This window comes from Moraxella sp. FZFQ2102, from assembly GCF_024137865.1.
In the GTDB taxonomy this organism is placed as follows: domain Bacteria; phylum Pseudomonadota; class Gammaproteobacteria; order Pseudomonadales; family Moraxellaceae; genus Moraxella.
On the sequence record NZ_CP099960.1, the window covers coordinates 1,976,570 to 2,001,150 of the forward strand.

26 protein-coding genes are annotated in these 24,581 nt (G+C 46.0%); 20 read left to right on the forward strand and 6 right to left on the reverse strand.

Features of this window, described 5'->3' with window-relative positions; all coding sequences use genetic code 11:
• The first annotated feature begins 105 nt into the window (after positions 1-105).
• The 5 genes from NGM44_RS09295 to rplI all read left to right on the forward strand — a co-directional run bounded on the left by NGM44_RS09295 (position 106) and on the right by rplI (position 2,329).
• Positions 106-426, forward strand: a complete 321-nt coding sequence (locus NGM44_RS09295; protein WP_253223386.1) for a YcgL domain-containing protein — start codon at positions 106-108, stop codon at positions 424-426.
• 111 nt (positions 427-537) lie between these two features.
• On the forward strand, positions 538-1,023 hold the full coding sequence (locus NGM44_RS09300) for a hypothetical protein (protein ID WP_253223387.1): 486 nt from the start codon (positions 538-540) through the stop codon (positions 1,021-1,023).
• Positions 1,024-1,190: 167 nt separating this feature from the next.
• Positions 1,191-1,592, forward strand: a complete 402-nt coding sequence (rpsF, locus tag NGM44_RS09305; RefSeq protein WP_253223388.1) for a 30S ribosomal protein S6 — start codon at positions 1,191-1,193, stop codon at positions 1,590-1,592.
• Between the two features lie 16 nt (positions 1,593-1,608).
• Entirely contained in the window at positions 1,609-1,836 is a 228-nt protein-coding gene (gene rpsR, locus NGM44_RS09310) for a 30S ribosomal protein S18 (protein ID WP_049235696.1), read from the forward strand.
• Positions 1,837-1,852: 16 nt separating this feature from the next.
• Entirely contained in the window at positions 1,853-2,329 is a 477-nt protein-coding gene (gene rplI, locus NGM44_RS09315) for a 50S ribosomal protein L9 (RefSeq protein WP_253223389.1), read from the forward strand.
• Positions 2,330-2,472: 143 nt separating this feature from the next.
• Here rplI and NGM44_RS09320 read toward each other — a convergent pair whose 3' ends face one another.
• Positions 2,473-3,615, reverse strand: a complete 1,143-nt coding sequence (locus NGM44_RS09320) for a cupin domain-containing protein (RefSeq protein WP_253223390.1) — start codon at positions 3,613-3,615, stop codon at positions 2,473-2,475.
• Between the two features lie 268 nt (positions 3,616-3,883).
• Here NGM44_RS09320 and prmB point away from each other — a divergent pair, with 268 nt between their 5' ends.
• The 5 genes from prmB (at position 3,884) to NGM44_RS09345 (ending at position 7,952) form a co-directional block, all read left to right on the forward strand.
• Positions 3,884-4,996 (forward strand): 50S ribosomal protein L3 N(5)-glutamine methyltransferase, encoded by a 1,113-nt coding sequence (prmB, locus tag NGM44_RS09325; RefSeq protein ID WP_253223391.1) that lies wholly within the window; start codon positions 3,884-3,886, stop codon positions 4,994-4,996.
• Between the two features lie 3 nt (positions 4,997-4,999).
• On the forward strand, positions 5,000-6,088 hold the full coding sequence (gene aroC, locus NGM44_RS09330; RefSeq protein WP_253223392.1) for a chorismate synthase: 1,089 nt from the start codon (positions 5,000-5,002) through the stop codon (positions 6,086-6,088).
• Positions 6,089-6,177: 89 nt separating this feature from the next.
• The gene (gene ybaK, locus NGM44_RS09335) at positions 6,178-6,645 is read left to right on the forward strand and encodes a Cys-tRNA(Pro) deacylase (protein ID WP_253223393.1); all 468 of its coding nucleotides are present in this window, start codon (positions 6,178-6,180) and stop codon (positions 6,643-6,645) included.
• 271 nt (positions 6,646-6,916) lie between these two features.
• Entirely contained in the window at positions 6,917-7,321 is a 405-nt protein-coding gene (locus NGM44_RS09340) for a hypothetical protein (protein ID WP_253223394.1), read from the forward strand.
• Positions 7,322-7,481: 160 nt separating this feature from the next.
• A complete protein-coding gene (locus NGM44_RS09345; protein ID WP_253223395.1) occupies positions 7,482-7,952 on the forward strand; it encodes a hypothetical protein in 471 nt (156 codons plus the stop codon).
• Positions 7,953-8,017: 65 nt separating this feature from the next.
• Here the strand turns inward: NGM44_RS09345 and tgt are convergent, their stop codons facing one another.
• Positions 8,018-9,181, reverse strand: a complete 1,164-nt coding sequence (tgt, locus tag NGM44_RS09350) for a tRNA guanosine(34) transglycosylase Tgt (protein ID WP_253223396.1) — start codon at positions 9,179-9,181, stop codon at positions 8,018-8,020.
• Positions 9,182-9,258: 77 nt separating this feature from the next.
• Positions 9,259-10,341, reverse strand: coding sequence for a tRNA preQ1(34) S-adenosylmethionine ribosyltransferase-isomerase QueA (queA, locus tag NGM44_RS09355; protein ID WP_253223397.1), 1,083 nt, complete (start codon positions 10,339-10,341; stop codon positions 9,259-9,261).
• Positions 10,342-10,481: 140 nt separating this feature from the next.
• Between queA and NGM44_RS09360 the strand changes: the two genes are divergently transcribed.
• Together NGM44_RS09360 and NGM44_RS09365 are read left to right on the forward strand one after the other, a co-directional pair.
• A complete protein-coding gene (locus tag NGM44_RS09360) occupies positions 10,482-11,690 on the forward strand; it encodes an Mrp/NBP35 family ATP-binding protein (RefSeq protein WP_253223398.1) in 1,209 nt (402 codons plus the stop codon).
• An 84-nt stretch (positions 11,691-11,774) separates the two neighbouring features.
• Entirely contained in the window at positions 11,775-12,848 is a 1,074-nt protein-coding gene (locus tag NGM44_RS09365; RefSeq protein WP_253223399.1) for a mechanosensitive ion channel family protein, read from the forward strand.
• A gap of 76 nt (positions 12,849-12,924) precedes the next feature.
• Here the strand turns inward: NGM44_RS09365 and sthA are convergent, their stop codons facing one another.
• From sthA to NGM44_RS09380, 3 genes are all read right to left on the reverse strand, one after another.
• Positions 12,925-14,505 carry a Si-specific NAD(P)(+) transhydrogenase gene (gene sthA, locus NGM44_RS09370; protein ID WP_371923550.1) on the reverse strand — a complete coding sequence of 527 codons (1,581 nt, stop codon included), beginning with the start codon at positions 14,503-14,505 and terminating at the stop codon, positions 12,925-12,927.
• Positions 14,506-14,598: 93 nt separating this feature from the next.
• Positions 14,599-14,955 (reverse strand): DUF4377 domain-containing protein, encoded by a 357-nt coding sequence (locus NGM44_RS09375; RefSeq protein WP_253223400.1) that lies wholly within the window; start codon positions 14,953-14,955, stop codon positions 14,599-14,601.
• Between the two features lie 39 nt (positions 14,956-14,994).
• Complete coding sequence (locus NGM44_RS09380; RefSeq protein WP_253223401.1) at positions 14,995-15,858, reverse strand: pyruvate, water dikinase regulatory protein; 864 nt, start codon at positions 15,856-15,858, stop codon at positions 14,995-14,997.
• A 339-nt stretch (positions 15,859-16,197) separates the two neighbouring features.
• Here NGM44_RS09380 and ppsA point away from each other — a divergent pair, with 339 nt between their 5' ends.
• The 8 genes from ppsA to NGM44_RS09420 all read left to right on the forward strand — a co-directional run bounded on the left by ppsA (position 16,198) and on the right by NGM44_RS09420 (position 24,553).
• Positions 16,198-18,573: a phosphoenolpyruvate synthase gene (ppsA, locus tag NGM44_RS09385; RefSeq protein WP_253223402.1), complete on the forward strand. Its 2,376-nt coding sequence runs from the start codon at positions 16,198-16,200 to the stop codon at positions 18,571-18,573.
• A gap of 157 nt (positions 18,574-18,730) precedes the next feature.
• On the forward strand, positions 18,731-19,672 hold the full coding sequence (locus NGM44_RS09390) for an RDD family protein (RefSeq protein WP_253223403.1): 942 nt from the start codon (positions 18,731-18,733) through the stop codon (positions 19,670-19,672).
• A 9-nt stretch (positions 19,673-19,681) separates the two neighbouring features.
• A complete protein-coding gene (gene ung / locus NGM44_RS09395) occupies positions 19,682-20,392 on the forward strand; it encodes a uracil-DNA glycosylase (RefSeq protein ID WP_253224672.1) in 711 nt (236 codons plus the stop codon).
• Positions 20,393-20,487: 95 nt separating this feature from the next.
• Positions 20,488-20,952 (forward strand): tRNA adenosine(34) deaminase TadA, encoded by a 465-nt coding sequence (tadA, locus tag NGM44_RS09400; RefSeq protein ID WP_253224673.1) that lies wholly within the window; start codon positions 20,488-20,490, stop codon positions 20,950-20,952.
• A gap of 28 nt (positions 20,953-20,980) precedes the next feature.
• Positions 20,981-21,691 (forward strand): (d)CMP kinase, encoded by a 711-nt coding sequence (cmk, locus tag NGM44_RS09405; protein ID WP_253223404.1) that lies wholly within the window; start codon positions 20,981-20,983, stop codon positions 21,689-21,691.
• Positions 21,692-21,908: 217 nt separating this feature from the next.
• Positions 21,909-23,588 (forward strand): 30S ribosomal protein S1, encoded by a 1,680-nt coding sequence (rpsA, locus tag NGM44_RS09410; protein WP_253224674.1) that lies wholly within the window; start codon positions 21,909-21,911, stop codon positions 23,586-23,588.
• Between the two features lie 235 nt (positions 23,589-23,823).
• A complete protein-coding gene (locus NGM44_RS09415) occupies positions 23,824-24,132 on the forward strand; it encodes an HU family DNA-binding protein (protein ID WP_253223405.1) in 309 nt (102 codons plus the stop codon).
• A 28-nt stretch (positions 24,133-24,160) separates the two neighbouring features.
• On the forward strand, positions 24,161-24,553 hold the full coding sequence (locus tag NGM44_RS09420) for a LapA family protein (protein WP_253223406.1): 393 nt from the start codon (positions 24,161-24,163) through the stop codon (positions 24,551-24,553).
• The last annotated feature ends 28 nt before the right edge of the window (positions 24,554-24,581 follow it).

A 24,581-nucleotide genomic window follows, 5' to 3' on the forward strand; every position in this document is an offset into this window, starting at 1 on the left:
AATTGGCGTAAGAATTGTTTGATTTTCACGCCAAATTTGCCTTTGTGGGTAATTTGTGATTAAAAAGCACTGATGAATATTTAAAAGATGAATAAAGGTGAGTCCATGCATTGTGATGTGTATAAATTTCCAAAAAACGAAGATTGGTATGTGTATATCGCGCGTCCTGATTATCCCAATGACACCGATAAGCTGACCGATTGGCTTGGCGTGCTGCCTGCTGCGATGCGTGCTAAGCTTGGTATGGGGCAGTTTGTACTACATTTGGATTTGTCAGCGCGTGATAAATTGGCACGCGCCAATATCGATGAAGTGCGTGCTAAGCTTAGTGAGCAGGGTTATTATGTGCAAGCACCGCCTGCGGATATTTTGGCAGCACAAGCATTGGCTAAAGCGCGTGACGCCCAAGATAAAAAGTACGACTAAGCATACATAACTGATTGAATTTATGCAAATTTTTGCCATTTTACGAATTTTTAACAGTTTTTGACAAAAAGCATGATAAAATAGGCGAAAATTTCATAGTTGGTAGTATCCATGAATTGGTTGAAAGATTTGCCGCTTGAGAAAATCAGCGAAGCCTTGGCAGGATTTTTTGCATGGTGGGCTAATGTCACAGACTCAATACCTGCGGCGCAGTTGCCATTGACGGTGTATGTCGTGGGATGTGTGCTGGTGTTGGCTCTGTGGTGGCTGATTGCGCGATTGTTTCCGCGTCCTTTTAAGGGTATCAGTTGGGTGATGGTGGCAGCGATTTTGTTCGCACCTGGTCAGGCAGCTGGTGGCGGCGGTGAAGTTGCACCTGCGATGCTTGGTGTGTTTCATGCGATTTTGATGAAAGATTTTGCGGGTGCTGTGGTGGCGTTTTTGCCGATTTTGGCAGTGTTTGCAGCCTTGCTTGTCGTTGGTGCGATTTGGCAAATGCTGCGTAGCGTAATCGCAAATACCACCGAAAATCAAGCAGAAACCGCACGCATCCAAGAACAAAAACGCCAAATGAACCAAAACCAGTCACAGGCATAAGTTTGATTGCCAATGGTTAAGTAAAATAAAACTTGTCATTGGTTAATTTTGTGTGTATAATACGCGCTTTGTTAAATAGGTTTGGCTTGCCAAGCCTTGTTTTTCAATCTCCTTGCTGCTGTCAGATACGGTCTGATGGTGGCTGTTTTAATCCGTAGGGAGTCCTTATGAGACATTATGAAGTGGTGCTATTGGTTCATCCAGACCAAAGCAACCAAGTTGCCGACATGGTAACTAAGTACCGTACTATCGTTGAAGAGAATGGTGGTGCGAACCATCGTCTAGAAGACTGGGGTCGCCGTCAATTGGCTTACCCAATCAACAAAATCCACAAAGCACACTATGTGCTACTGAACATCGAATGTAACGACGAAACTCTAGCTCAGCTAGAAGAATTGTTCAAGTACAACGATGCCATCATCCGTAGCCTAGTTATCCGCCGCGAAGCAGCTATCACTGAACAATCGCCACTAGCGAAAGAAGCAGAAGATAAGCGCACTCGCAAAGCTAACCGTCGTAACGAAGTTCGCACCGAGCAAGGTGAGAGCGACGCTGACAGCGATAACTAATTAAGGAGATTTCATCATGGCACGTTTTTATCGTCGTCGTAAGTTCTGCCGCTTTACCGCTGAAGGCATCACTCACATCGATTACAAAGATGTAGAACTACTAAAGCAATACATCAGCGAAAATGGCAAAATCGTTCCTAGCCGTATCACTGGTACTTCTAACAAATATCAGCGTCAATTGGCTGTGGCGATCAAGCAAGCTCGCTATTTGGCTCTATTGCCATACACTGACAACCACAAGTAATTAACGGAGATAAATCATGCAAGTTATTCTATTACAGCGTGTCGTTAATCTTGGTAAACTTGGTGAAACGGTTGATGTAAAAGCTGGTTACGGTCGTAACTACCTAATCCCACAAGGCAAAGCACTACCTGCAACTGAAGCGAACATCGCTAAGTTTGAAGCACGCCGTGCTGAACTAGAAGCGATCGAAGCAAAAGAACTAGAAGTTGCTAAGCAACGCGCTGAAGCACTAACTGATGTAAATGTCATCATGCGTGCTAAGTCTGGTGATGAAGGCAAGCTATTCGGTTCTATCGGTACTCGTGACATCGCTGATGCCTTGACTAAGTCTGGCCTAGAAGTAGATCGTCAAGAAGTGAAGATGCCTGAAGGCGCATTCCGTCAAGTTGGTGAGTACAAAGTTACCATCCAACTACACCATGATATCTCTGCTGACATCTTGGTAACTATCCTAAGCGAAGATGCACCAGCTGCTGATGCTGACGAAGAATAATCCTTAAAGGATTACAAACCCCTGAAGTGTATAGCTTTGGGGGTTTTTTGTTTTTGTTAATAAAATAGTGAATTTGATAAGTTAAACAAAAACCCTGCCACAATCCATTATCAGATCATGGCAGGGTCATCAGCAGAATAAACTTACACCAACACCAACCAATTATCATTCAGCCAGCCAGTGATTTCATCCATGGTGGCATTTGGCACATCATCATAACTTAGGACTTCGCCGTCAATCAAGCGTACAAACACCGATAGGGTGGTATCATTCAGGCAGATACACTCGCCATTGATATACCAGTCATCATTCACACGCACAAAGCGACAAGCAGGATTGAGCATCAGGCACTCACCATCACTTAGGCGTAATTTTAATTCTTGGCTATTTAGCTCATCTTCAAAAGCAAGTAGTTCATATTGGCGTTTTGAGACCAGTTCAGCCACTGCATCGGCGATGATTTGATCACCTGTTTCTGAATTAAGTAGGTCAAGCAGCGCCTGCTTCATCGCGGCAATACTATCACGGCTCAGCTCATAAGCATCGGCTTGTGCGGCTTGTGGCAAGGTCAAAACGCGGAAAAGTTCTGAGTGGTTGGTTGCGACATCGGCGACTTCATCGATGATCTGTACAAGGTTTGGGCGGCGAAAACCAAATGAGAAAGTCAAGCAATCATCTTGAGCGATACCATGATGACTCAGCATCGGCGGTACATACAGCACATCGCCCACTTCCAGCACTTCATCAAAGATGATCTCGCCCATATCATCCAATAGGCGAATAGGCTGATTAGGCACAAATGGCGTGCCATCGTCGCACATCTTGCCCAGCTGCCAACGGCGCGAGCCATAACCTTGCGCCAAAAACACATCATACTCATCATAATGCGCACCCACCGAGCCACCGGCTTGCGCGACCGAGACCATGATGTCGTCTTGTTGCCATTTTGGAATAAAGTCAAAATGCGACCACAACTCACCTAATTCAGGCGACCACTGCTCAAGATTTTGTACCAAGATCGTCCAAAGCTTTGGTGTATTTTGTAGATCTTCTTCACAAAGTGGCGAGTTTTTCAATGACCATTGGCTTTCATCGGCGTCACTTTGGCTGATCAGACGCGCCGATACACCATCTTCTAAAGCCAATCCAAGCACATCTTCAGGTTCAAACATTCCCACCAAAGCAGGCAAACCACCCTTAATCAAAAGCGGCTTTTTCTGCCAATATTCTGCCAAAAAAGTCTCAGCGCTCATGCCATTAGGCAAGCAATATTCATTGTGTTTCATTCAATTGTCCAGTGTATTTCAATTAAAATCAAAAAAGCTTTTGCATAGTGTAGCAATTTTTCTGGATAAATCCAAACCCAATCGCGCGCTTTATGATTGATCTTTATCAAATGATGAAAATTTTAGAAATTCACTGTGGCAATTGTGGTAATTTTCACCGCTTTTCTTTATAATAAGGGCAATTTTCACCTAATTTTGGGCGTGAATGGGTGATGTAGATGAACTTGCCAATCGCGCCTGTGGATAAATCCGAATTTTAAGGTTATTTATGTCAGAATTTAATGAAACTGCAAATCATGACGACTTATTAGAGCATGAATTTGAATACATTCCAAGCGAAAATGGCGATCTGACCCAAGCAGACATCGCGGCTTTGTACGCTGAGCTTGGCGAAGCTGAGCAAGCTTTGGTGACCATTCGTGATTTTATCCGCTTTGTGGTGACGAAACTGCGCCAATATGATGTGGTGGTGGCGCAAGGCACGACCGATGAATTTGCTGAAGCAGCGGCGATTGTGCTGCATTCATTGTCATTGCAATGGTCGGCAGATGAGCAGATTTTGGACTGTAAGCTTACCCCAAGCGAAAAGCAAGAAGTGCTGACCTTGTTGTCTGAGCGTATCATTCAGCGTAAGCCATTGAGTTATTTGATTAATTTGGCATATTTCTGCGGTTTGCCATTTTATGTCGATGAGCGCGTTTTGATTCCGCGTTCGCCGATTGCTGAGCTGATCAATCAGCAATTTTATCCGTATTTCGATGTCGATGACGCGCGCAAGAATAAGTTTTTTGATCATGGCTTGGAAGAAAAGCAGCTTGCCGCGCCTGAGCGTATTTTGGACCTTTGTACAGGTTCTGGCTGTATCGCCATCGCGCTTGCCAAGGCATTTCCTGATGCCAATGTTGATGCCACAGATATTGACAAAGATGCGCTAGAAGTGGCGTGGACGAATGTCGAGCATCATGAGCTTGAGCATCAGGTGAATTTACTTGAGTCTGATTTGTTTGCCAAGATTCCTGCTGAGAATCAATACGAGCTGATCGTGACCAATCCGCCATATGTTGATGCTGCGGTGATGGCAGATTTGCCGCCTGAGTTTTTGCACGAGCCTGAGCACGCCTTGGCAGCAGGGCAAGATGGCTTGGATTTGGTGCATCAAATCTTGCATGACGCGCCTGATTATCTGACGCGCGATGGTTTGTTGGTCTGTGAAGTGGGTGATAGCGAATGGGCATTGCGCCAAGCTTATCCTGAGATTCAGTTTGAATGGCTGACTTTTGAAAAGGGCGGCAGCGGTGTGTTTGCCATCAGTTGTGAAGAACTGCTTGAATATCGTGAAGATTTTGCGCGTCAAGTTGAGCGTGTCAAAGGGGGCTTGTAACTCATGGCTGGCAATACGATTGGACAACTGTTCACCGTTACCACTTGCGGTGAGTCACATGGCGTAGGCTTGATGGCGATCGTCGATGGTGTGCCACCAGGACTGTCGCTGTCGGCAGAAGATTTACAAATTGAGCTGGATCGCCGCAAACCAGGTACTTCCAAATTTGCCACGCAGCGCAAAGAACCTGATGAAGTCGAGATCATCTCAGGGGTCTTTGAAGGCAAAACCACTGGCACGCCAATAGGGCTTTTGATTCGTAACACTGACCAAAAATCCAAAGATTATGGCAATATCGCAACAACTTTTCGCCCAAATCACGCCGACTATGCTTATACGATGAAATACGGCTTTCGCGATTATCGTGGCGGCGGTCGTTCATCGGCGCGCGAGACGGCAATGCGTGTGGCAGCTGGGGCGATTGCCAAGAAATATTTGGCAGAAAAATGCGGCATCGTCATTCGTGGCCATGTTACCCAAATCGGCACAGAAAAGGCTGAAAAGCTGGATTGGAATGAAGTGGGCAATAACCCATTTTTCTGTGGTGATGTCGATGCTGTGCCACGCTTTGAAGCTCTGGTGACTTCGCTGCGTGAACAAGGTACAAGCTGTGGCGCGCGCCTTGAGATTTATGCTGAGAATGTGCCAGTGGGTCTGGGCGAGCCTGTGTTCGATCGACTTGATGCCGACATTGCTCATGCGATGATGAGTATCAATGCGGTTAAGGGTGTGGAGATCGGCGATGGCTTTGCGGTGGCTGGGCAGTTTGGTCACGAAAGCCGTGATGAGCTGACGCCAAATGGTTTTACGGCAAATCATGCAGGCGGTATCTTGGGCGGTATCTCAAGCGGTCAGACGATTAAGGTTGCCATCGCACTTAAGCCAACCGCGAGCATCACCACACCAGGTAAAACCGTCAATCTGGACGGTGAAGTGGTCGATGTCATCACCAAAGGGCGTCATGATCCGTGCGTCGGCGTACGCGCAACGCCAATTGCTGAAGCGATGCTTGCGATTGTGCTGATGGATCATCTGATGCGTAATCGCGCACAAAATGCCGATGTCGTACCGCCATTAAAGCCGATTGCTTAACTTTCTAAACCACAAGTGCGTTGCGTTTGTGGTTTTTTGTTGGGTTTTAAGATTTTATATTGTTTAAGAAATTTACAATAAGGATAGCCATGACTCCTGCGATTAATTTATTAAAAAAGCAAAAAATCACCCACAGTATCCATGAATACGAGCACGATCCAAACCGCCATGATTTTGGGCTAGAAGCAGCTGAAGCATTGGGTTTGTCGGTCGATGAAGTGTTTAAGACCTTGCTTGTAACTGATGGTGCGACTTATTTTGTGGCGATTTTACCTGTCAATCATAAATTAAATCTTAAAAAGGTTGCTGCTGCCGTCGGGGTAAAAAAGTTACAGATGGCAGAACCAAAAGACGCTGAGCGCATCACAGGCTATATCGTCGGTGGTATCAGTCCGATTGCACAGAAAAAACGCCTAAAAACCGTATTGGATATTTCTGCTAAGCAGTTTAACAAAATCTATATCAGTGGCGGTCGCCGTGGCTGTGATATTGGTATTCATCCTGATGATTTGGTGCAAGTTTTATCCGCGACTGTCGCAGATGTGCTTGATGCTTGAATGGTAGTCATTAAGCCATGTCACCACGCCGACAAGCTTAGTGATACAAGCGTAACCAAATGTAATGATTTGTACTTATTTGTACTTTGAAGTATCAGTTTGTAGTTTGCTACTTGTAAAAATCGCACAATCCTTTTAACATTCACTGTGCACCTACTTGTTTGTATTTTCAGGTAATTTTACATAAATATAAATAAAGTGGTGGTGTGTATTTTTGATCAAGTTTTACAAGCCAAGTGTTCATTGGTATGTTAATTAATAAAGGTGTCTTATGAAAAAGAGTTTTGGTGCAGCGATTTTGGCAGTGGCAGCATTAACGGGCTGTGCGGCTGGCGGTACGACAGGTGCAGCGACTGCAGGTGATGCGACGGCGATCGGCGTGGGTACAGCGACCAATGTCGGTATGGCGATTTTCCAACAAGCAGTCGATGCCAAGTGCCGTACAGAGCTAAACAACCAACCGATTTATAAAACCGCGTCAATGGTGCTAAGCAGCGAACAAAAAACTGCACTTGAAAACAATGTCTGCGGCTGTGTCGCTGAAAAAGCCCCACAAAGCGTCACCATCACCGAAATCGCTCAAGCGGCGGTAAGTCCTGCAGCGCGCACCCAAGTGGTAGCATCGGCGGTGACCAAGACCATCAATGCTTGCGCAACCAGCTTTTTGGGCCAGTAATTGATGCTAAAGCCTTGAGAATATTGGTTTCAAGGCTTTTTGTTTACTTTTGTAAAAACTGTGTTATAATTGTAAATAGTAAAAGCAGTTGCGGTCTTGGCAATGGGCGAAAGACGCTTCCAGAAGGTATCAGCTGTTTGGTGAATCGGGAATTGACCAGATGCAATATTTTTTTGAAAAAACAAGTCGAACGATTGGCGTTGCTGTGTTGGCGATGTGTATACTCAGCGCCTGCGAAAACACCCAAAAAACCGAGCCAACCGCCCAGACGATCGACAATACTGCGGCAGGTGAGAATGATGTCGTGACGCGACGCAGTGCTGCTGATGCTTGTCCGCGCTTGATCCAAAAGCGTGTCGATACCACCCAGTCAGTACGCCAAGAGAGTATCTCTGCCAGTTCTTGTGACTATTTTATCTATCCTAAAGTGGGCGATCAAATCTCGGTCGTGGTTTCGAATAGTAGCCTAAAACCAACGCTGAGAATGCCTGTTTTTCATGACTTTGCCAATGGTATTTATACTGTAACGGACAATGGTCGCCATGTCATCCGTGTAGAATACGATGCCATCGCCACGCGTCCGAATGTCCTAGATTTTGAGATCGAAGTGGATATTAAGTCTGCGTCATGATTGCAATTTAAATACCAAAAATCCGCCAAACCATTCAGCTTGGCGGATTTTTTATTGCGCGGCTGTCAAATCCGATGCTCATCCTTATCATATTCGGGCACTGCCATGCCCCAATTGCCATAAAACTCGGCGACAAATTCATCAAAGCGATTTTCTTCAATGGCTTTACGAATGTCCGCCATCAGTCTTTGATAGTAGCGCAGATTGTGAATGGTGGCAAGCTGCGCTGAGAGCATCTCTTTGCACTTGTGCAGATGATACAGATAGGCGCGGCTGAAGTTTTGGCAAGTGTAGCAGTCGCAATGCTCATCAAGCGGCGCAGTATCTAGGCGATATTGGCTGTTTTTGATGCGCACGATGCCTTTATTTTCGCTATTGCCCGTAACGAAATAATGACCATTGCGCGCGTTTCGGGTCGGCATCACGCAGTCAAACATATCCACGCCACGGCGCACCGCTTCGACGATATCAGCAGGCTTACCCACACCCATCAAGTAGCGCGGCTTATCGTTTGGCATGGCTTTTGGCAGATAATTGAGCACGCCGATCATCTCATCTTTTGGTTCGCCTACAGACAGACCGCCGATTGCATAGCCATCAAACGGCATATCTAATAAACCCTGCAGGGATTGCGTGCGCAAATCCTTGTACATACTGCCTTGGATGATGCCAAATAGGGCGTTTTTATTACCCAGTCGCTGATGTTCATCAATGCAGCGTTGCCCCCAGCGCAGTGACAGCTCAAGCGACTTTTTCGCTTCTTCGTGCGTGGCAGGATAAGGCGTGCACTCGTCAAACTGCATGACAATGTCAGAGTTCAGATCATTTTGGATCTGCATGGAAGCCTCAGGCGACAAAAACACCTTCGCGCCATCCACAGGTGAGCGAAACGCCACACCTTCTTCGGTGATCTTGCGCATCGCCCCAAGGCTAAACACCTGAAAGCCGCCTGAATCGGTCAAAATCGGCTTGTCCCAATGAATGAAATTGTGCAATCCGCCAAATTCGCGAATCACTTCCATCCCAGGGCGCAGCCACAGATGAAAAGTGTTGCCAAGAATGATGTCCGCGCCGATGCCGTGGATATCGCGCGGTAGCATACCTTTGACTGTACCATAAGTGCCAACTGGCATAAAAGCAGGGGTTTGTACTTCGCCATGTGCCAAATGCACTGTACCACGGCGCGCGTGATTATTACCGCCATCGGTATTGTGTAGGGTAAATTTCATAAATTTCTCTAAAATATAAATTCGTAATTCTAAAATAATTATTTAAAAAAAGATCACTTTATTTCAAATAACTGATTTTAAGAAAAGCCATCATTTTTCTGCAAAAACATCGCATCGCCATAGCTAAAAAATCGATATTGTTGATTGATGGCGTGCTGATAAGCATTTTTGATATTATCAACGCCTGCAAAAGCAGAAACGAGCATTAAAAGCGTTGATTTTGGCAGATGAAAATTAGTAATCAAGCAATCCACCACACCAAATTGATAAGGCGGATAAATAAAAATCGTCGTATCACCTGCACATTCGACAAGCTTGCCATCTTTACGGTGTAAATGCGCGGTCTCAAGTGTGCGCGTCACCGTCGTGCCTACCGCAATCACGCGCTTGCCTGCATCTTTGGTGGCATTGATGATGTTGGCAGTCGCTTGGGACAAGTGGGCAAATTCTGCGTGCATGATATGATCACGCAAATCATCTGCCTTAACTGGGGCAAAAGTACCTGCGCCAACATGCAGCGTCACAAAGGCAATTTGCACGCCTTTGTTTTTAATTTTATGTAATAATTCATCATCAAAATGCAGGCTTGCAGTCGGCGCAGCGACGCTTGCGGTCTTGTCAGGATTGTGAAACACGGTCTGATAGCGTTCATTGTCCATCTCGTCGGCATCACGCTCAAAATATGGCGGAATCGGCATCTCACCATAGCGATCCAAATCAGGCAAAATCGGCGCAGCGAATGCTAGGATAAATAAATTCTCTTGACGACCGAGCATGATGGCTGTCATCTGACCATCAGCCAAAGACAGCGTCTGACCCGCTTTGGGCGCACGGCTTGAGCGCACATGACACAGCGCACGGTGTGGCAGCATCCCATCTTCATCGGGTAAAAGTCGCTCAACCAGCACTTCCACCGCACCGCCTGTAGCTTTTTGACCATATAAGCGTGCTTTCATAACCTTGGTGTCGTTCAGCACCAACAGATCACCTTCATTTAATAAATCTAATAAATCAGCAAACTGTCGATCATTAATCTTGTCATCAGCAAGGTGCATCAGGCGTGACTGGCTACGCTCAGCAAGTGGATGGCGCGCGATCAGCTCATCAGGCAGATGATAATCATAATCGCTGACCAGCAAAGGGGTATTGGTTTGGCTCATGGTGTCGTAATGATAATGAAAATTGCTTATTTTACCAAAAAATCAGGCGTTTCTCTAGCGATTTCTCTTGGCGGTGTCAATCGGTCCAAATTGTGCTAAAATAAGGCGATTTGTTGAGAATTAAAAACCAAAGGCAAGCTATGTTTAATATATTTAAAAAGAAAATGTCATTACAAGAACAAGTGCAAGCAGAGCTTGAGTCGCGCAGTCTGTTTGGTCAGCCGTTTATGCGATTTGTCAAATCATCGGAGCTAAAAGGTGATGTGCTTGAGCTTGCCATGCGCATTGGCATGAGTGATGATACCGCTGAGCTTGAGCGCGAGTATCGCAGCTTGCAGCAGCGCCTGTATCCGATGGGTGTCAAAGAAGTGAATATCAATGTTTCGATTGCCAAAGAAGCCATCGCCTATGCCGATGCCCAAGCTGATAATACTGCCAAAGCCAAAAGCGATGCAGTGGTGCAGTCGTATCAGCCTGCGCCCAAAGCCGATGACAAAATCCCAACCCATCAAGATGATGCTAAGCCTGCCAAAGCTGCACCTAAGCAAAGCGAGCTGAGCGCGCACCCGCGTATCAGTAACATTGTCGTTGTCGCGTCAGGTAAGGGCGGTGTGGGCAAATCGACAACAACGGTGAACTTGGCACTTGCACTACAAAAGCTTGGCAAAAAAGTCGGTATCCTAGATGCCGACATCTACGGCCCATCCATTCCAGCTATGCTAGGGATTGCGGAAGTCAAGCCACAAGTAGAAAATGATCAATTTGTACCGATCGATGCAGGTGGTATGGCGGTGCTGTCAATTGGCAACCTGATCGCATCAGAAGACACCCCTGTGGCTTGGCGTGGCATCAAGGCAACGGGGGCATTGATGCAGCTGTATAATCAGACCAACTGGCCACAGCTGGATTATCTGCTGATTGATATGCCACCAGGAACGGGCGATATTCAGCTGACACTTGCCCAAAGAATCCCTGTGACGGGTGCGGTGATTGTCACCACGCCGCAGCACATCGCGCTATTGGATGCCAAAAAGGGCATTGAGATGTTTTATAAAACTGAGATTCCTGTGCTTGGGATTGTTGAAAATATGGCGCTGCATACTTGTAGCCAGTGCGGTCATACCGAAGCGATTTTTGGCAGTGGTGGCGGTGATGAGATGGCGACGGCTTATGGTGTACCACTATTAGGGCAGTTACCATTGGATGCTAAGATTCGCGTTTCTATGGATGAAGGCGCGCCAAGTGTGCTGCATGAGAATCATTTGGGCGAGCATTATCAAGCGATTGCAACGGCGGTGGATGCGCGCGTTGGACAATTTGCCAAAAAACCAACTGGTCGGTTTTTCTGATTTTTGTTAAAAATTCATACAGTTCTTAGCTGTTTATTGATCAATAAATTTAAAATTTAAATTAAAAAAAATGGATACCATTCTATGACCGATGTGACCAAAGCAGCAGAAAAAGTCGTTGAAAAAACGGTAGAGCAAACCGCAGACACTGTCGCACAAGCGGCAAGCGACGCCCAAAAAGCCGCTGAAACTGCCAAAGAAGCTGCCACGCACGCTGCTGAAGTGACCAAAGAATCGCTTGAGCATAGCACGAATAACGCGCTTGAGTTTTTGGGTATTCCTATTGATATTGCGACACTGACCCAGATGGCGATCGATATGTCGGGCAAGATCATTCTTGCGCTGATCATTTTCTTTGTCGGTAAATGGATTGGCAAGCGCATTGTCAATGTCGCCAAACGCATCATGGCGCGCAGCCGTCTGGATAGCACGGCGGCAAACTTTTTGGGCAATTTGCTGTATGGCATTATGCTGGTGGCGGTGATTTTGGCAGCGCTGAATAAATTGGGCGTCAATACCAACTCATTTGTTGCCATTTTGGGTGCAGCAGGCGTAGCGATCGGTGTTTCGCTAAAAGATCAATTATCCAATCTAGCAGCGGGTGTTTTGATTGTGATTTTTCGTCCCTTTGGGCGTGGTGATGTCGTGGAAGTGGGCGGAAAAACAGGCACGGTGCTTGACATCACGCTTGTCAATACGCGCATTAAGACGGCTAATAATCATGAAATCATCATCCCAAATGGTGACATCATGACTTCATCCAGCACCAATTTTTCATCATTACCAACGCGCCGTGTGGATATCGCTGTGGGTATCAGTTATGATGCCGATATTCGCACAGCACGCAAGGTGATGGTTGAGCTTGCCAAAGAACACGGTAAGGTGCTGCCCGATCCAGAGCCAACGGTGGTGGTGACGGCACTGGGTGAGAGTTCAGTTGATCTACTCCTGCGCGTATGGGCGACGAATGATGACTGGTACACAGTGCAGTGCGAGCTGTTAGAAGAAGTCAAATATGCCTTGGATGATGCAGGCATAGGCATTCCTTATCCGAATCGCACGATACAGATTGAGCATTTGGATGAGTTATTAAAACTGGCACAAGTAGCCAAACCTGTCCAAAAAGACAGTACGGCTGATAGTCAAACCCCTGATTAAGCTTATTTTTTTTAGCATATCAAAAAATCACGCCCAAGCACCAAACTTGAGCGTGATTTTATTTTAGCATAAACACTTAGAAGATTCGGTTCATACCATTCAAAGCCGCCACACGATAGGCTTCTGCCATCGTTGGGTAGTTGAAAGTGGTATTGATGAAATATTCAAGCGTATGACCGCACTTCATCACCGCCTGACCGATGTGAATAATCTCAGATGCATGGTTGCCGTAACAATGAATGCCCAAGATCTCTAGGGTCTCGCGATGGAATAGGATTTTTAGGACGCCTGAGCGTTCACCAATGATCTGTGAGCGTGCTAAGTGCTTGAAGAAGGCTTGACCGACTTCATAAGGAATTTGCTCAGCGGTCAGTTCAGCTTCAGTTTTACCGATACTTGAAATCTCAGGAATGGTATAAATACCTGTCGGTACGCTGCTGATGAACTCGGCATCTTTATCACCGACCATAAAGCCTGCCGCATTACGACCTTGGTCATAGGCAGCCGATGCCAGTGATGGCCAACCGATGACATCACCGACCGCATAGATGTGTGGCGCGCTGGTGCGATAGGTTTGATCAACTTCCAGCTGACCGCGGTTGTTGGCGGTTAAGCCCACGGCTTCTAGGTTTAGACTGTCGGTATTGCCCGAGCGACCGTTACACCATAGAATAGCGTCTGATTTGATCTTTTTACCGCTTTTTAGATGTAGAATCACGCAGTCATCGTGCGTCTCAAGACGATCAATCTCTTCGTGGTTGCGAATGCGCACACCGAATTGGCGTAAGTCGTGGCTTAATGCATCCGAAATCTCTTCATCCAAATAGCTTAACAGCTGCTCTTTATTGTTAATCAAATCAACCACATAGCCAAGCCCTGTGAAAATCGATGCGTATTCACAGCCGATGACGCCTGCACCGTAGATGATGATCTTGCGCGCGATATAATCCATCTGCAAGATAGTATCAGAGTCAAAGACGCGCGGATGCTCAAAGTCAAGTGTATCAGGACGATAAGGGCGTGAACCGACCGCGATCACTGCTTGGTTAAAGGTGATGGTTTTGGTGGGTTCATGATCGTGGGTATAGACTTCCAAAGTATGCGCATCGATGAAACTGCCCCAGCCTTGGATGACTTCGATTTGGTTACGCTCATAAAATAGCTTGTGTGTCTGTACTTGTGTGCGGATGACTTCACGCGCACGGCTCAGTACTTTATTCAGTGGCACTTGATAGCTTTCTTTGGCTTTATTAAATAGTGGATCACGGCGAAAGCTGATCAAGTTAAATACCGATTGGCGCAGTGCTTTACTTGGAATCGTACCGACATGCGCGCAGTTACCGCCGACTTGTTCGCGCGGATCGATGACAGCGACACGGTAGCCTGATTTAGCAAGCTTCATCGCTGCCGCTTCACCAGCAGGGCCTGCACCTAGGACGATGGCGTCGTATTCATAGCCGTGCTTGATTTTACTTTTGGTATGTGTGTTCAGACCGATACGGCGACCATCTAAGGGGCTGATTAGGCTTGGGTGCAGATGGTCGTGATCCACATGTTCAAAGGTGTTACCTTGCTGGGTGGCGGCGGTACTTTGGGTGTTGGCAGTTTCGACTGCCGCGTCGAGAGTTTCATTGGTCACGGCGGCTTCCTTATTGATTTTGTGTTGTTGATTATTGGGTTGTTTGCTTTTTTTTGTCATTCGCAATCCTTAAATTACCGCATTGTGTTTTTGGCTATCTTTGGGCAGTTATTAATATTGTGACAGCACTTCGCTTAATTGCCAAAACCCTGTCGGCTGCCCTGTATTTTGGTCAATCTCTTGTGCAGCCCGGATCTTATAGCTGACACCAGTTTTTGGCTCAAAGCCTTTGATGCTGTTATAACCAATACCGAACGCATTTTGATCGCTTGTGCCTTGTACTTTGACAGTCAAGCATTGCATTGGCTGTGATGATTGGCAGATTGAGCGTGTCGGTGCGATCTCTAGCACTTGCGATGGGGCAAGGGCGATGTTTGGCACATATAGCGGTTCGGGTTTCGGCACGCTTTTTTGGCAAGCAGTCAGTAGTACGGCAGAACTTAGGGTAATTAAAGCAATTTTTTTCATAATAAATTTAAATAATAATTAAAAATAAATAATTTACAATCACATCCCAATGCGACGCTTCAGTCCAGTCATCTGAAGGATACGCGTGGCGATCTCTTCGACAGACATTTCAGAAACATTCAGATTGGGGATTTTTTGGGTGCTGTAGATGGCTTGGATTGCTTGCTGCTCAGCTTGACATTGAGCAAGACTTGCGTAGCGGCTGCCTGCTTTACGCTCTTGGCGAATGCGCACCAAGCGTTCGGTATCGATGGTTAGACCGAATAATTTATGCTTATGTGCTTTTAGGGCAGGGGGTAGGTTGCTGGTGTCCAAGTCTTCTTCGGTCAATGGATAGTTCGCTGCGCGGATACCGTATTGTAGGGCAAGATACAGCGAAGTCGGTGTTTTGCCTGAGCGCGACAGACCGACCAGAATAATATCTGCGCCATCATAATGAGTAATACGCGCGCCGTCATCATTATCTAAGGCAAAATGCACCGCATCGATACGCGCTTTATAGTCATCCGAATCGACACTGCTGTGCGCCATGCCTGCGTGTGGATTTGGCTTGTGGTTGATCTCGGTGGCAATACGCGTGATCAAGCCTTCATAGATATCAAGATTGCACGCATTGGCAGTATTGATGACTTCGCGAATCTCATCGCTGACGATGGTATCAAAGACCAGTGGCAACAGATTGGTATTTTTATAAGCTTTATTAATGCGAGCAACTGCATCCTTGGCAAGCTCAACGCTATCAACATAAGGGATGACTTGAATATCAAATTCAACATCAGCGAACTGGCTTAATAGCGATTTGCCTAGCGTTTCTGCGGTGATCGCTGTGCCATCAGAGATAAAAAACGCACTGCGAACAGGGTCTTTGGGTGGGGTACTTGGTGTGGGGGTGTGGACATACATGTCAAAAGCACCTTTTAAACAATCATATTGGCTGATTATAGCATAAAAAATAAAAGTTGTGAGTAAATTGCACGGCGGCTGTGTTGTGTTTTGTATCATTGAATGAATTTGAATCATAAAATAATAAAAAATTCAAGGGTTTTGATATATATTTTAAAAATGTCAGTATATAATTCAAAAATATAACGATAAATGCATTGTGTATTGTTTTTTTTGTCGTTATAATCGACAAATCTTATAAATTGCTTTGATACAGATTTAATATCAAATCACACCATCGTTATGATGGCAGATTAATGAAATCTTATTACAGCATTCCTTTATTTGGAGTTTATCACCATGAGCAAGCAAGTCATTCCATTTAATCAGCTGGGCAAGCACGATGTTGAACTGGTCGGCGGTAAAAACTCGTCACTGGGCGAGATGATCAGCCACTTGGGCAACTTAGGTGTGAATGTGCCAAATGGCTTTGCCACCACATCTGATGCGTTCAACCGCTTTTTGAACGAAACAGGTCTATTGGATAAGATCAATGCTGAGCTAAAAGGCTTGGATGTTGATAATGTTGAGCTTTTGACCGAGACAGGCGCGAAGATTCGTGGTTGGGTGATTGACCAAGAATTGCCAAAAGATCTAGAAGATGAAATCCGTGCAGCGTTCGATGAATTATCAGGCGGTCAAGACATCGCGGTGGCGGTGCGCTCATCAGCAACAGCAGAAGACTTGCCAGATGCATCATTTGCAGGTCAGCAAGAGACTTTCTTAAACATTCGCGGTATTGACAATGTACTGATCGCGATCAAAGAAGTCTTTGCTTCATTGTACAACGACCGTGCGATCGCATATCGCGTGCACAAAGGCTTTGAGCACGCAGGCGTGGCGCTGTCAGCAGGCATTCAGCGTATGGTGCGCTCAGAGACAGGTACTTCAGGCGTGATGTTTACGCTAGATACCGAGTCAGGCTTTGATGAAGTGGTCTTCATCACTGCAAGCTATGGTCTGGGCGAGATGGTCGTGCAAGGCGCGGTAAACCCAGATGAGTTTTATCTATCAAAAGCATTGCTTGAACAAAATCGCCCAGCGGTCGTGCGCCGTAACCTAGGCTCAAAACAAAAGAAAATGGTCTATGGCGATGAAGGCAGCACCACCAAATCAACCAAGATTGTCGATGTCGAAAAAGCCGATCGCAATCAATTTGCCCTAACCACCGATGAGCTGACACGCCTTGCCAAGCAAGCGATGATCATCGAGAAGCATTACGGTCAGCCGATGGACATCGAATGGGCAAAAGATGGCGACACAGGTGAAATCTTCATCGTGCAAGCGCGTCCAGAAACGGTCAAGTCTCGCCAAGACAAGAACCACATGGAGCGCTATGTCATCAATTCTAAAGGTGCAAAAGTACTTACCGAAGGTCGTTCTATCGGTCAGCGTGTCGGCGGCGGCAAGGTGCGTATCGTCACCAATCTAAATGAGATGAGCAAAGTCCAAGACGGTGATGTGCTGGTATCAGACATGACTGATCCAGATTGGGAACCAGTGATGAAGCGCGCATCAGCGATCATCACCAACCGTGGCGGTCGTACTTGCCATGCGGCGATCATCGCGCGTGAGCTGGGTGTGCCTGCGATCGTCGGCTCTGGTAATGCCACCGAAGTGCTGACCGATGGTCAAGAAGTGACTGTATCATGTGCTGAAGGTGATACTGGCTTTATTTATGAAGGCTTACTGGACTATGAAGTACAGCGTAATTCAATCAGCACCATGCCTGAGCTTGGCTTTAAGGTGATGATGAATGTCGGCAATCCAGATCGTGCCTTTGATTTTGCCCAAATCCCGAACGAAGGTGTGGGTCTTGCGCGTCTTGAGTTTATCATCAACCGCATGATTGGCGTGCATCCAAAGGCGCTATTGAACATCGATAGCCTACCACAAGAAACCGTACAAGCGGTACAAGAGCGCATGGCAGGTTATAATTCACCAGTTGAATTCTATATCAATAAGCTGATCGAAGGTATCTCAACGCTTGCGGTGGCATTCCGTGATAAGCCTGTGATCGTGCGTATGTCTGACTTTAAGTCAAATGAATATGCCAACCTAATCGGCGGAAAGCTGTACGAGCCATCAGAAGAAAACCCAATGCTTGGTTTCCGTGGTGCCAGTCGCTATGTGTCAGAAAATTTCCGCGACTGCTTTGAGCTTGAATGCCGCGCGCTAAAATATGTGCGTGATGACATGGGCTTGACCAATGTCAAGATCATGATTCCATTTGTGCGTACCACAGGCGAAGCACAGCAAGTGATTGAATTGCTTGAGAAAAATGGTCTGAAACGCGGTGAAAATGATCTTGAAATTATCATGATGTGCGAGCTGCCGACCAATGCGATTTTGGCAGATGAATTCTTGCAATATTTCGATGGTTTCTCAATCGGTTCAAACGACTTAACGCAGCTGACCCTAGGTCTAGACCGTGACTCAGGCATTGTCTCGCATCTGTTTGACGAGCGTGATCCAGCGGTGAAAAAACTGCTAAAAACTGCCATCGATGCTTGCCGCGCACAAGGCAAATATGTCGGTATCTGTGGTCAAGGCCCATCAGATCATCCAGATCTTGCCTATTGGCTGATGGAACAAGGTATCAGCTCAGTATCGCTAAACCCAGATACGGTGCTTGATACTTGGTTGTTCCTAGCAGATGATAAGAATAAATCATAAGTGATTATGAGTTAAACTGAATAAAGCAGCATGAGTACGATACTTGTGCTGTTTTATTTTTGTATCAATTTATCGGCTGAAGCCTTTTTTATTTCTATCATATGGTTTACAATACTAGGTTGCATTTAAAAATTTAAGTAAAACAATTAGGCGGTTTATGAAAATCTATTTGGCAAGAAATAATGTGCAAGCAGGGCCTTATACCCTAGATGAACTAAACACCATGCTGTCATCAGGCGAAGTACTGCTGGATGATTTGGCGTGGCATAAGGGAATGAGTCAATGGCAAAAATTGGGCGAATTAACCCAAGGTCAATTGCATTATGCGCCTGTTTTGCCTGAGTCTGCCAGTACAGTCGCACCAAGCCAAACCACAACTGCACCACAGCAGCGCGGTTTTGGGGATAATCCTGATTTTCATCCGACTGATGATGCTCTGCCAAAGACTGAAGATAAAAAACGCGTCAGTGTTGCTGATTTGTATGGTCGCGCTACCCCTGAGCAAGCTAAAACCACCCAAGAGCGCGCACCGCAAAGCATGCAACCTAAAGCAGGTGAGCAGGCGATTTATGCCAGCATCGGTTCGCGCTTTTTGGCGACGGTGGTGAATTTTGTGCTGTTTTTATTGAGCCTGTTGCCGTTTTTACAAAGCTTTATGTCGCTCAATCCTGATCCTGTCAAGCTGAATACAGGCGCATTCACTGAGCGCATGGCATATGCCCAAGAGCTTGCGACGCAGATTGCACCGCAGGCGATGACGCTTACCAGTGCGCTGATTTTGTCATATGTAGTGATTCAGCTGATTTTGATCATCGCGCGCGGTCAGTCATTTGGTAAAATGGTGGTCGGTATTCGCACGGTCGATGATAAGACGCATGACAAGCCCAATTTCTTTAAGCGCGTGATTTTGCGTGTGCTGCTGCTGTTTGTGATTTATCAAGTAGCATCAGGCTTACCTGTGCCGATTAACTTATCATTGATTTTATTGATGATTAACTATTTCATCGCAAGTCGTGATCGTAACAGACAAGGATGGCATGATAAATTGGCAGGCACTGTGGTGGTCAAAACTTCATCTGTTCCCTTCAAAAAGAAATAAGATAAAATGATGCAATTGACAGAACAAGCACAGGCGACCCTTGCGCGTGTACAGCTGCCCGATGAATGGAAAATGGCACTGGCGCCTGCGTTATTAAGCCCGACGATGGATGGCTTGCGGACTTTTTTACAAGGCGAGTACGCAGAAGGCAAAGAGATTTTTCCGCCGACCAAGCAGATTTTTAACGCCTTTCATCTGACGCCATTATCGCAGGTGAAAGTGGTGATCTTGGGGCAGGATCCTTATCATGGTGCAGGGCAGGCGATGGGCTTATCGTTCAGTGTGCCAAAGATCATCCCAAAACCGCCAAGTCTTCAGAATATCTTAAAAGAACTTGCGCAAGATCTGGGTATACCTGTCAGTCATCATGGCGATCTGACCCATTGGGCGACCCAAGGCGTGCTGCTGCTCAATGCTACTTTGACCGTAGAAATGGGTAGGGCGGGTAGCCACCAAAAGCAAGGTTGGGAAGAATTTACCGATTATGTGATCAAGGTGTTGAACGAACAAACCGACCGTACGGTTTTTATTCTGTGGGGCAGTTATGCCAAGAATAAAGGGCGGTTCATTAACACAAGCAAGCATTTGGTTTTGACGGCAAATCATCCATCGCCACTGTCGGCAAATCGCGGTGGATTCTTTGGCAGCCGTCCGTTTTCTAAAACCAATACTTATTTGATCAAGCATGGCAATACACCGATTGATTGGCAGTTACCCTAAAGATAATGTCAATTAATCTTAAGAAACCTATAGCCAATTGGGCTGATATTCATTTTCGCCATTGTCAATTTTGGTCATTGGATGATGTGGCGATAATGCAGCAGGCGTTGGCATTGGCAAAGCAGGGCGCGGCAGCAGGCGAGATCCCTGTCGGCGCGCTGCTTGTGCATGATGGACAGATCATCGGACAGGGTTATAATTGCCCAATCGGTACGCACAATCCCACGGCACACGCTGAGATCGTTGCACTGCAGGATGCTTGTGCGCGGCTGAATAATTATCGTCTGCCTAAGGATACCACGCTGTATGTGACGCTTGAGCCTTGTACTATGTGCTTTGGGGCGCTGATTCATGCGCGCGTCACTCGTGTGGTATATGGCGCAAGTGAGCCGAAATCTGGCGCGGTTGGCAGTCGGTTAAGTTTGCATCAGATGGATTTTTATAATCATCATATCGCGGTACAAAATGGCTTATTGGCGTGTGAATGCTCACAAGTATTGAGTAATTTTTTTAAACAACGCCGTAAAGATAAACGATCAGAAAAATTGGCAAAAAGTTAAGAACTTTAAACAGGTTTGAGAATTTATTATGACAAATCAAACACACACCGTCATCTGTATCGATGGCCCAAGTGGCGCAGGCAAAGGTACGCTGGCGTATCGCTTGGCGGATGAATTGGGCTATAATTTACTGGATAGTGGCGCGCTGTATCGCATCGTTGGCTTGCTTGCGCATCAAGCAGGCTTGCTTGTCGATGGCGTGGCAGATTTGGAAGTGCAATTAGAAAAATTAACCCAATCTTTAAACCTTGCTTTTGTGATCAACCACGATACCAAGGCGGTGGAAATTGTCATCAATGGCAAACCACTACAAGATGATATTCGCAATGAAACGGTGGGCAGCTATGCGTCAAAAGTTGCGGTCTTTCCTAAAGTGCGTGCCGCGCTACTTGATGTGCAGCGCAACATGGCAGCCCAAAATGGCGTGATCGCCGATGGTCGCGACATGGGAACGGTGGTATTTCCTGATGCGCCTGTGAAGGTATTTTTGACCGCCAGTGCTGCTGCGCGCGCCGATCGCCGTGTGGCACAGCTAAAGCAAGCAGGCAAAGCGGCGGATTATGATGCGATTTTAAATGACATCAAAGCGCGTGATGAGCGCGATGAGAACCGCAGTGTTGCCCCGTCTAAGCCTGCTGATGATGCGTTGGTGCTGGATAGCTCTGAGCTTGATGCGTCGCAAGTCTATGCCAGGGTGCGAGCTTTTTGTGAACAAAAAGGTGTTGTCTTTACAAATTAAGGCACGCTGAGTATTTTTTAATCCGTCATCACGCCAAAAAAAGCTCAAGAAAATTGTAAAAATTGGGTGATTTTTGGTTAAAAATGATGTAAAATAATGCGGTTTTAATTTTTTTAATGCGTGAACCTAAGTAAAAAATCCAGCAATGCTTGGCATCATGCTTAACTGAACCACACTGTGCTGGCAGGCTGTGGCTATATTTTTTTTTAAGGTAAACATAATGGTATCATTTGCTGAACTGTTTGAAGCAAGCCAATCAGAACAAGGTCTTAACATTGAGCGCGGCTCAGTGATTTCAGGTACTGTGGTTGCGATCGACAGCGATTGGATTACAGTGGACACTGGTCTTAAGTCTGAAGGCATCGTTGCTCGTGCAGAGTTTTTAAACGAAGCTGGTGAGCTTGAAGTAGCAGTAGGCGACAGCATCGATGTAGTCGTTGAAGCTGTGGACAATGGCATGGGTCAAACTGTACTTTCACGCGAAAAAGCGAAGCGTGAAGAAAGCTGGCGTGCGCTTGAGCAGCTACACGAAAACGACGAAATCGTTAAAGGTGTTATTTCTTCTAAAGTTAAAGGTGGTTTCACTGTTGAAATCGGTTCTGTTCGTGCATTCCTACCAGGTTCTCTAGTAGATGTTCGTCCAGTACGCGAAACAACTCACCTAGAAGGCAAAGAGCTTGAGTTCAAAGTTATCAAGATCGACAAGCAACGCAATAACATCGTGGTTTCTCGCCGTGCCGTTATGGAAGCTGAAAACTCAGCAGAGCGTGATGAACTACTAGCCAAACTAGAAGAAGGCATGGAAGTAGAAGGTATCGTTAAGAACCTAACTGACTACGGTGCATTCGTTGATCTAGGCGGCATCGATGGTCTTCTACACATCACTGACATGGCTTGGAAGCGTATCAAGCATCCATCAGAAGCTGTTGAAGTTGGTCAAGACCTAAAAGTTAAAGTATTGAAGTTTGACCGTGAGCGTAACCGTGTTAGCCTAGGTCTAAAACAACTTGGTACTGATCCATGGAACGAAGTTGAAAAAACTTATCCAGTAGGCACAATCACCAAAGCACGCGTAACTAATCTAACTGATTATGGCTGCTTCGCTGAGATCGCTGAAGGCATCGAAGGTTTGGTACACGTTTCTGAAATGGATCACACCAACAAGAACATCCACCCATCAAAAGTTGTTCAAGTGGGCGACGAAGTGAATGTGATGGTTCTTGAGATCGATGGCGAGCGTCGTCGTATCAGCCTAGGTATCAAGCAAACCATGCCAAACCCATGGGCAGAGTTTGACAAGAACCACGAAAAAGGTCAAAAAATCAGCGGTACCATCAAGTCAATCACTGACTTTGGTCTATTCATCGGCCTAGAAGGCGGCATTGATGGTCTGGTTCACCTATCAGACATCTCTTGGACTGAAGCTGGCGAAGAAGCAATCCGCAACTACTCAAAAGGCGACACTGTAGAAGCTGTTGTTCTATCTGTAGATGCAGAAGCAAACCGCATCAGCCTAGGCATCAAGCAACTGAACTCAGATCCATTCAACGAATATCTACTAGCGAACGATCGCGGTGCCATTGTTAAAGGTTCTGTAAAAGAAGTTGACGCTAAAGGTGCAGTCATCACTTTGGCTGAAGAGGTAGAAGGCTACCTACGCGCTGCTGACATCGCACGCGAGCGTACTGAAGATGCTTCTAAAGTATTGAATGTTGGTGATGAAGTTGAAGCGAAAATCGTTGGTGTAGATCGTAAATCTCGCAGCATCAGCCTATCTATCAAGGCTAAAGATGAAGCAGATGAGCGTCAAGCCATCAAAGAGCTTTCAAACACTGCAGCAACTGAAGCACAGCCAAAAACACTTGGCGACATCTTCGGTGATGCACTAAAAGGCTAATCACTAGCACTTTTAAAAAGTGATGGGTGTTTTACCCATCGCTTTTTTTTGTGTTTACATCATTTGAACTGGTGCGCAAATGATAAAATTTACAAAACACTGCTTAATTCAATGAATTTTAACAAAATATTCGTTCACTTTTTGCGAAAATTACGCTATTATTACAGAACATGAGTTTGATTTGACTGATGACAAAAAAGGTTTGAAAGTCATTGGTGCTAAAAGGATGGTGTTCATGCAATCAGCACAAGCTGTTATTAACAAGTCTGATTTAATTACCAATTTGGCTGCGGTCAGCGAAGGCTTAGAAGAGCATACGGTTGATGAAGCGGTGCGTCTGATCATGGCGATGATGGTCGATGAATTGGTCAATGATGGTCGTATCGAAATTCGCGGCTTTGGCAGTTTTTGTTTGCATCATCGTACAGCACGCATGGCGCGTAATCCACGCACGGGTGAGCAGGTTCAGGTGGATGCCAAGGCAGTACCATTTTTCAAGCCCGGTAAAGCACTTCGCGAAGCCGTCAATGCAGTCAATGACTGATCCACTCGAAAGACATTGAGTTTTTTTTATGCATATTATTCTGATTATCTTATTGGTCATCGCCTTTGCTTATTCATTGGCGTTGGTGGTATTAAATAACCAAGCCATCACGGTTAATCTGCTGTTTTCACAAGTGGCGGATATGAGCTTGGGTTTGGTACTGGTTGCGACCATTTTTCTTGGTGTGTTGATCGGTATTTTGCTTGCGCTGCTTATTTTCCGTGTATTCCAAAATAAATGGGAAATCAGCCGCTTGAAAAAAGAAGTCAATACCGTCCAAGCGCAATTGACAGATGCCAATCTAAAACTTGCTGAGCAAGCCAAACAGCTTGAGATGGCGCGTCAAAATGACACTTTGGCTGCAATGACTGAAACAACTGTCAATGCGCCACAACAACAAGTTGGGCACACACAACAATAAAGATGTGTTAAAATAAAAACCGTTATTT

Bases quoted from the DNA above. Each gene is read 5' to 3' on its own strand.
- NGM44_RS09295 (WP_253223386.1), top strand. From the start codon at position 106: ATGCATTGTGATGTGTATAAATTTCCAAAAAACGAAGATTGGTATGTG.
- NGM44_RS09300 (WP_253223387.1), top strand. From the start codon at position 538: ATGAATTGGTTGAAAGATTTGCCGCTTGAGAAAATCAGCGAAGCCTTG.
- rpsF (WP_253223388.1), top strand. From the start codon at position 1,191: ATGAGACATTATGAAGTGGTGCTATTGGTTCATCCAGACCAAAGCAAC.
- rpsR (WP_049235696.1), top strand. From the start codon at position 1,609: ATGGCACGTTTTTATCGTCGTCGTAAGTTCTGCCGCTTTACCGCTGAA.
- rplI (WP_253223389.1), top strand. From the start codon at position 1,853: ATGCAAGTTATTCTATTACAGCGTGTCGTTAATCTTGGTAAACTTGGT.
- NGM44_RS09320 (WP_253223390.1), bottom strand. From the start codon at position 3,615: ATGAAACACAATGAATATTGCTTGCCTAATGGCATGAGCGCTGAGACT.
- prmB (WP_253223391.1), top strand. From the start codon at position 3,884: ATGTCAGAATTTAATGAAACTGCAAATCATGACGACTTATTAGAGCAT.
- aroC (WP_253223392.1), top strand. From the start codon at position 5,000: ATGGCTGGCAATACGATTGGACAACTGTTCACCGTTACCACTTGCGGT.
- ybaK (WP_253223393.1), top strand. From the start codon at position 6,178: ATGACTCCTGCGATTAATTTATTAAAAAAGCAAAAAATCACCCACAGT.
- NGM44_RS09340 (WP_253223394.1), top strand. From the start codon at position 6,917: ATGAAAAAGAGTTTTGGTGCAGCGATTTTGGCAGTGGCAGCATTAACG.
- NGM44_RS09345 (WP_253223395.1), top strand. From the start codon at position 7,482: ATGCAATATTTTTTTGAAAAAACAAGTCGAACGATTGGCGTTGCTGTG.
- tgt (WP_253223396.1), bottom strand. From the start codon at position 9,181: ATGAAATTTACCCTACACAATACCGATGGCGGTAATAATCACGCGCGC.
- queA (WP_253223397.1), bottom strand. From the start codon at position 10,341: ATGAGCCAAACCAATACCCCTTTGCTGGTCAGCGATTATGATTATCAT.
- NGM44_RS09360 (WP_253223398.1), top strand. From the start codon at position 10,482: ATGTTTAATATATTTAAAAAGAAAATGTCATTACAAGAACAAGTGCAA.
- NGM44_RS09365 (WP_253223399.1), top strand. From the start codon at position 11,775: ATGACCGATGTGACCAAAGCAGCAGAAAAAGTCGTTGAAAAAACGGTA.
- NGM44_RS09375 (WP_253223400.1), bottom strand. From the start codon at position 14,955: ATGAAAAAAATTGCTTTAATTACCCTAAGTTCTGCCGTACTACTGACT.
- NGM44_RS09380 (WP_253223401.1), bottom strand. From the start codon at position 15,858: ATGTATGTCCACACCCCCACACCAAGTACCCCACCCAAAGACCCTGTT.
- ppsA (WP_253223402.1), top strand. From the start codon at position 16,198: ATGAGCAAGCAAGTCATTCCATTTAATCAGCTGGGCAAGCACGATGTT.
- NGM44_RS09390 (WP_253223403.1), top strand. From the start codon at position 18,731: ATGAAAATCTATTTGGCAAGAAATAATGTGCAAGCAGGGCCTTATACC.
- ung (WP_253224672.1), top strand. From the start codon at position 19,682: ATGCAATTGACAGAACAAGCACAGGCGACCCTTGCGCGTGTACAGCTG.
- tadA (WP_253224673.1), top strand. From the start codon at position 20,488: ATGCAGCAGGCGTTGGCATTGGCAAAGCAGGGCGCGGCAGCAGGCGAG.
- cmk (WP_253223404.1), top strand. From the start codon at position 20,981: ATGACAAATCAAACACACACCGTCATCTGTATCGATGGCCCAAGTGGC.
- NGM44_RS09415 (WP_253223405.1), top strand. From the start codon at position 23,824: ATGCAATCAGCACAAGCTGTTATTAACAAGTCTGATTTAATTACCAAT.
- NGM44_RS09420 (WP_253223406.1), top strand. From the start codon at position 24,161: ATGCATATTATTCTGATTATCTTATTGGTCATCGCCTTTGCTTATTCA.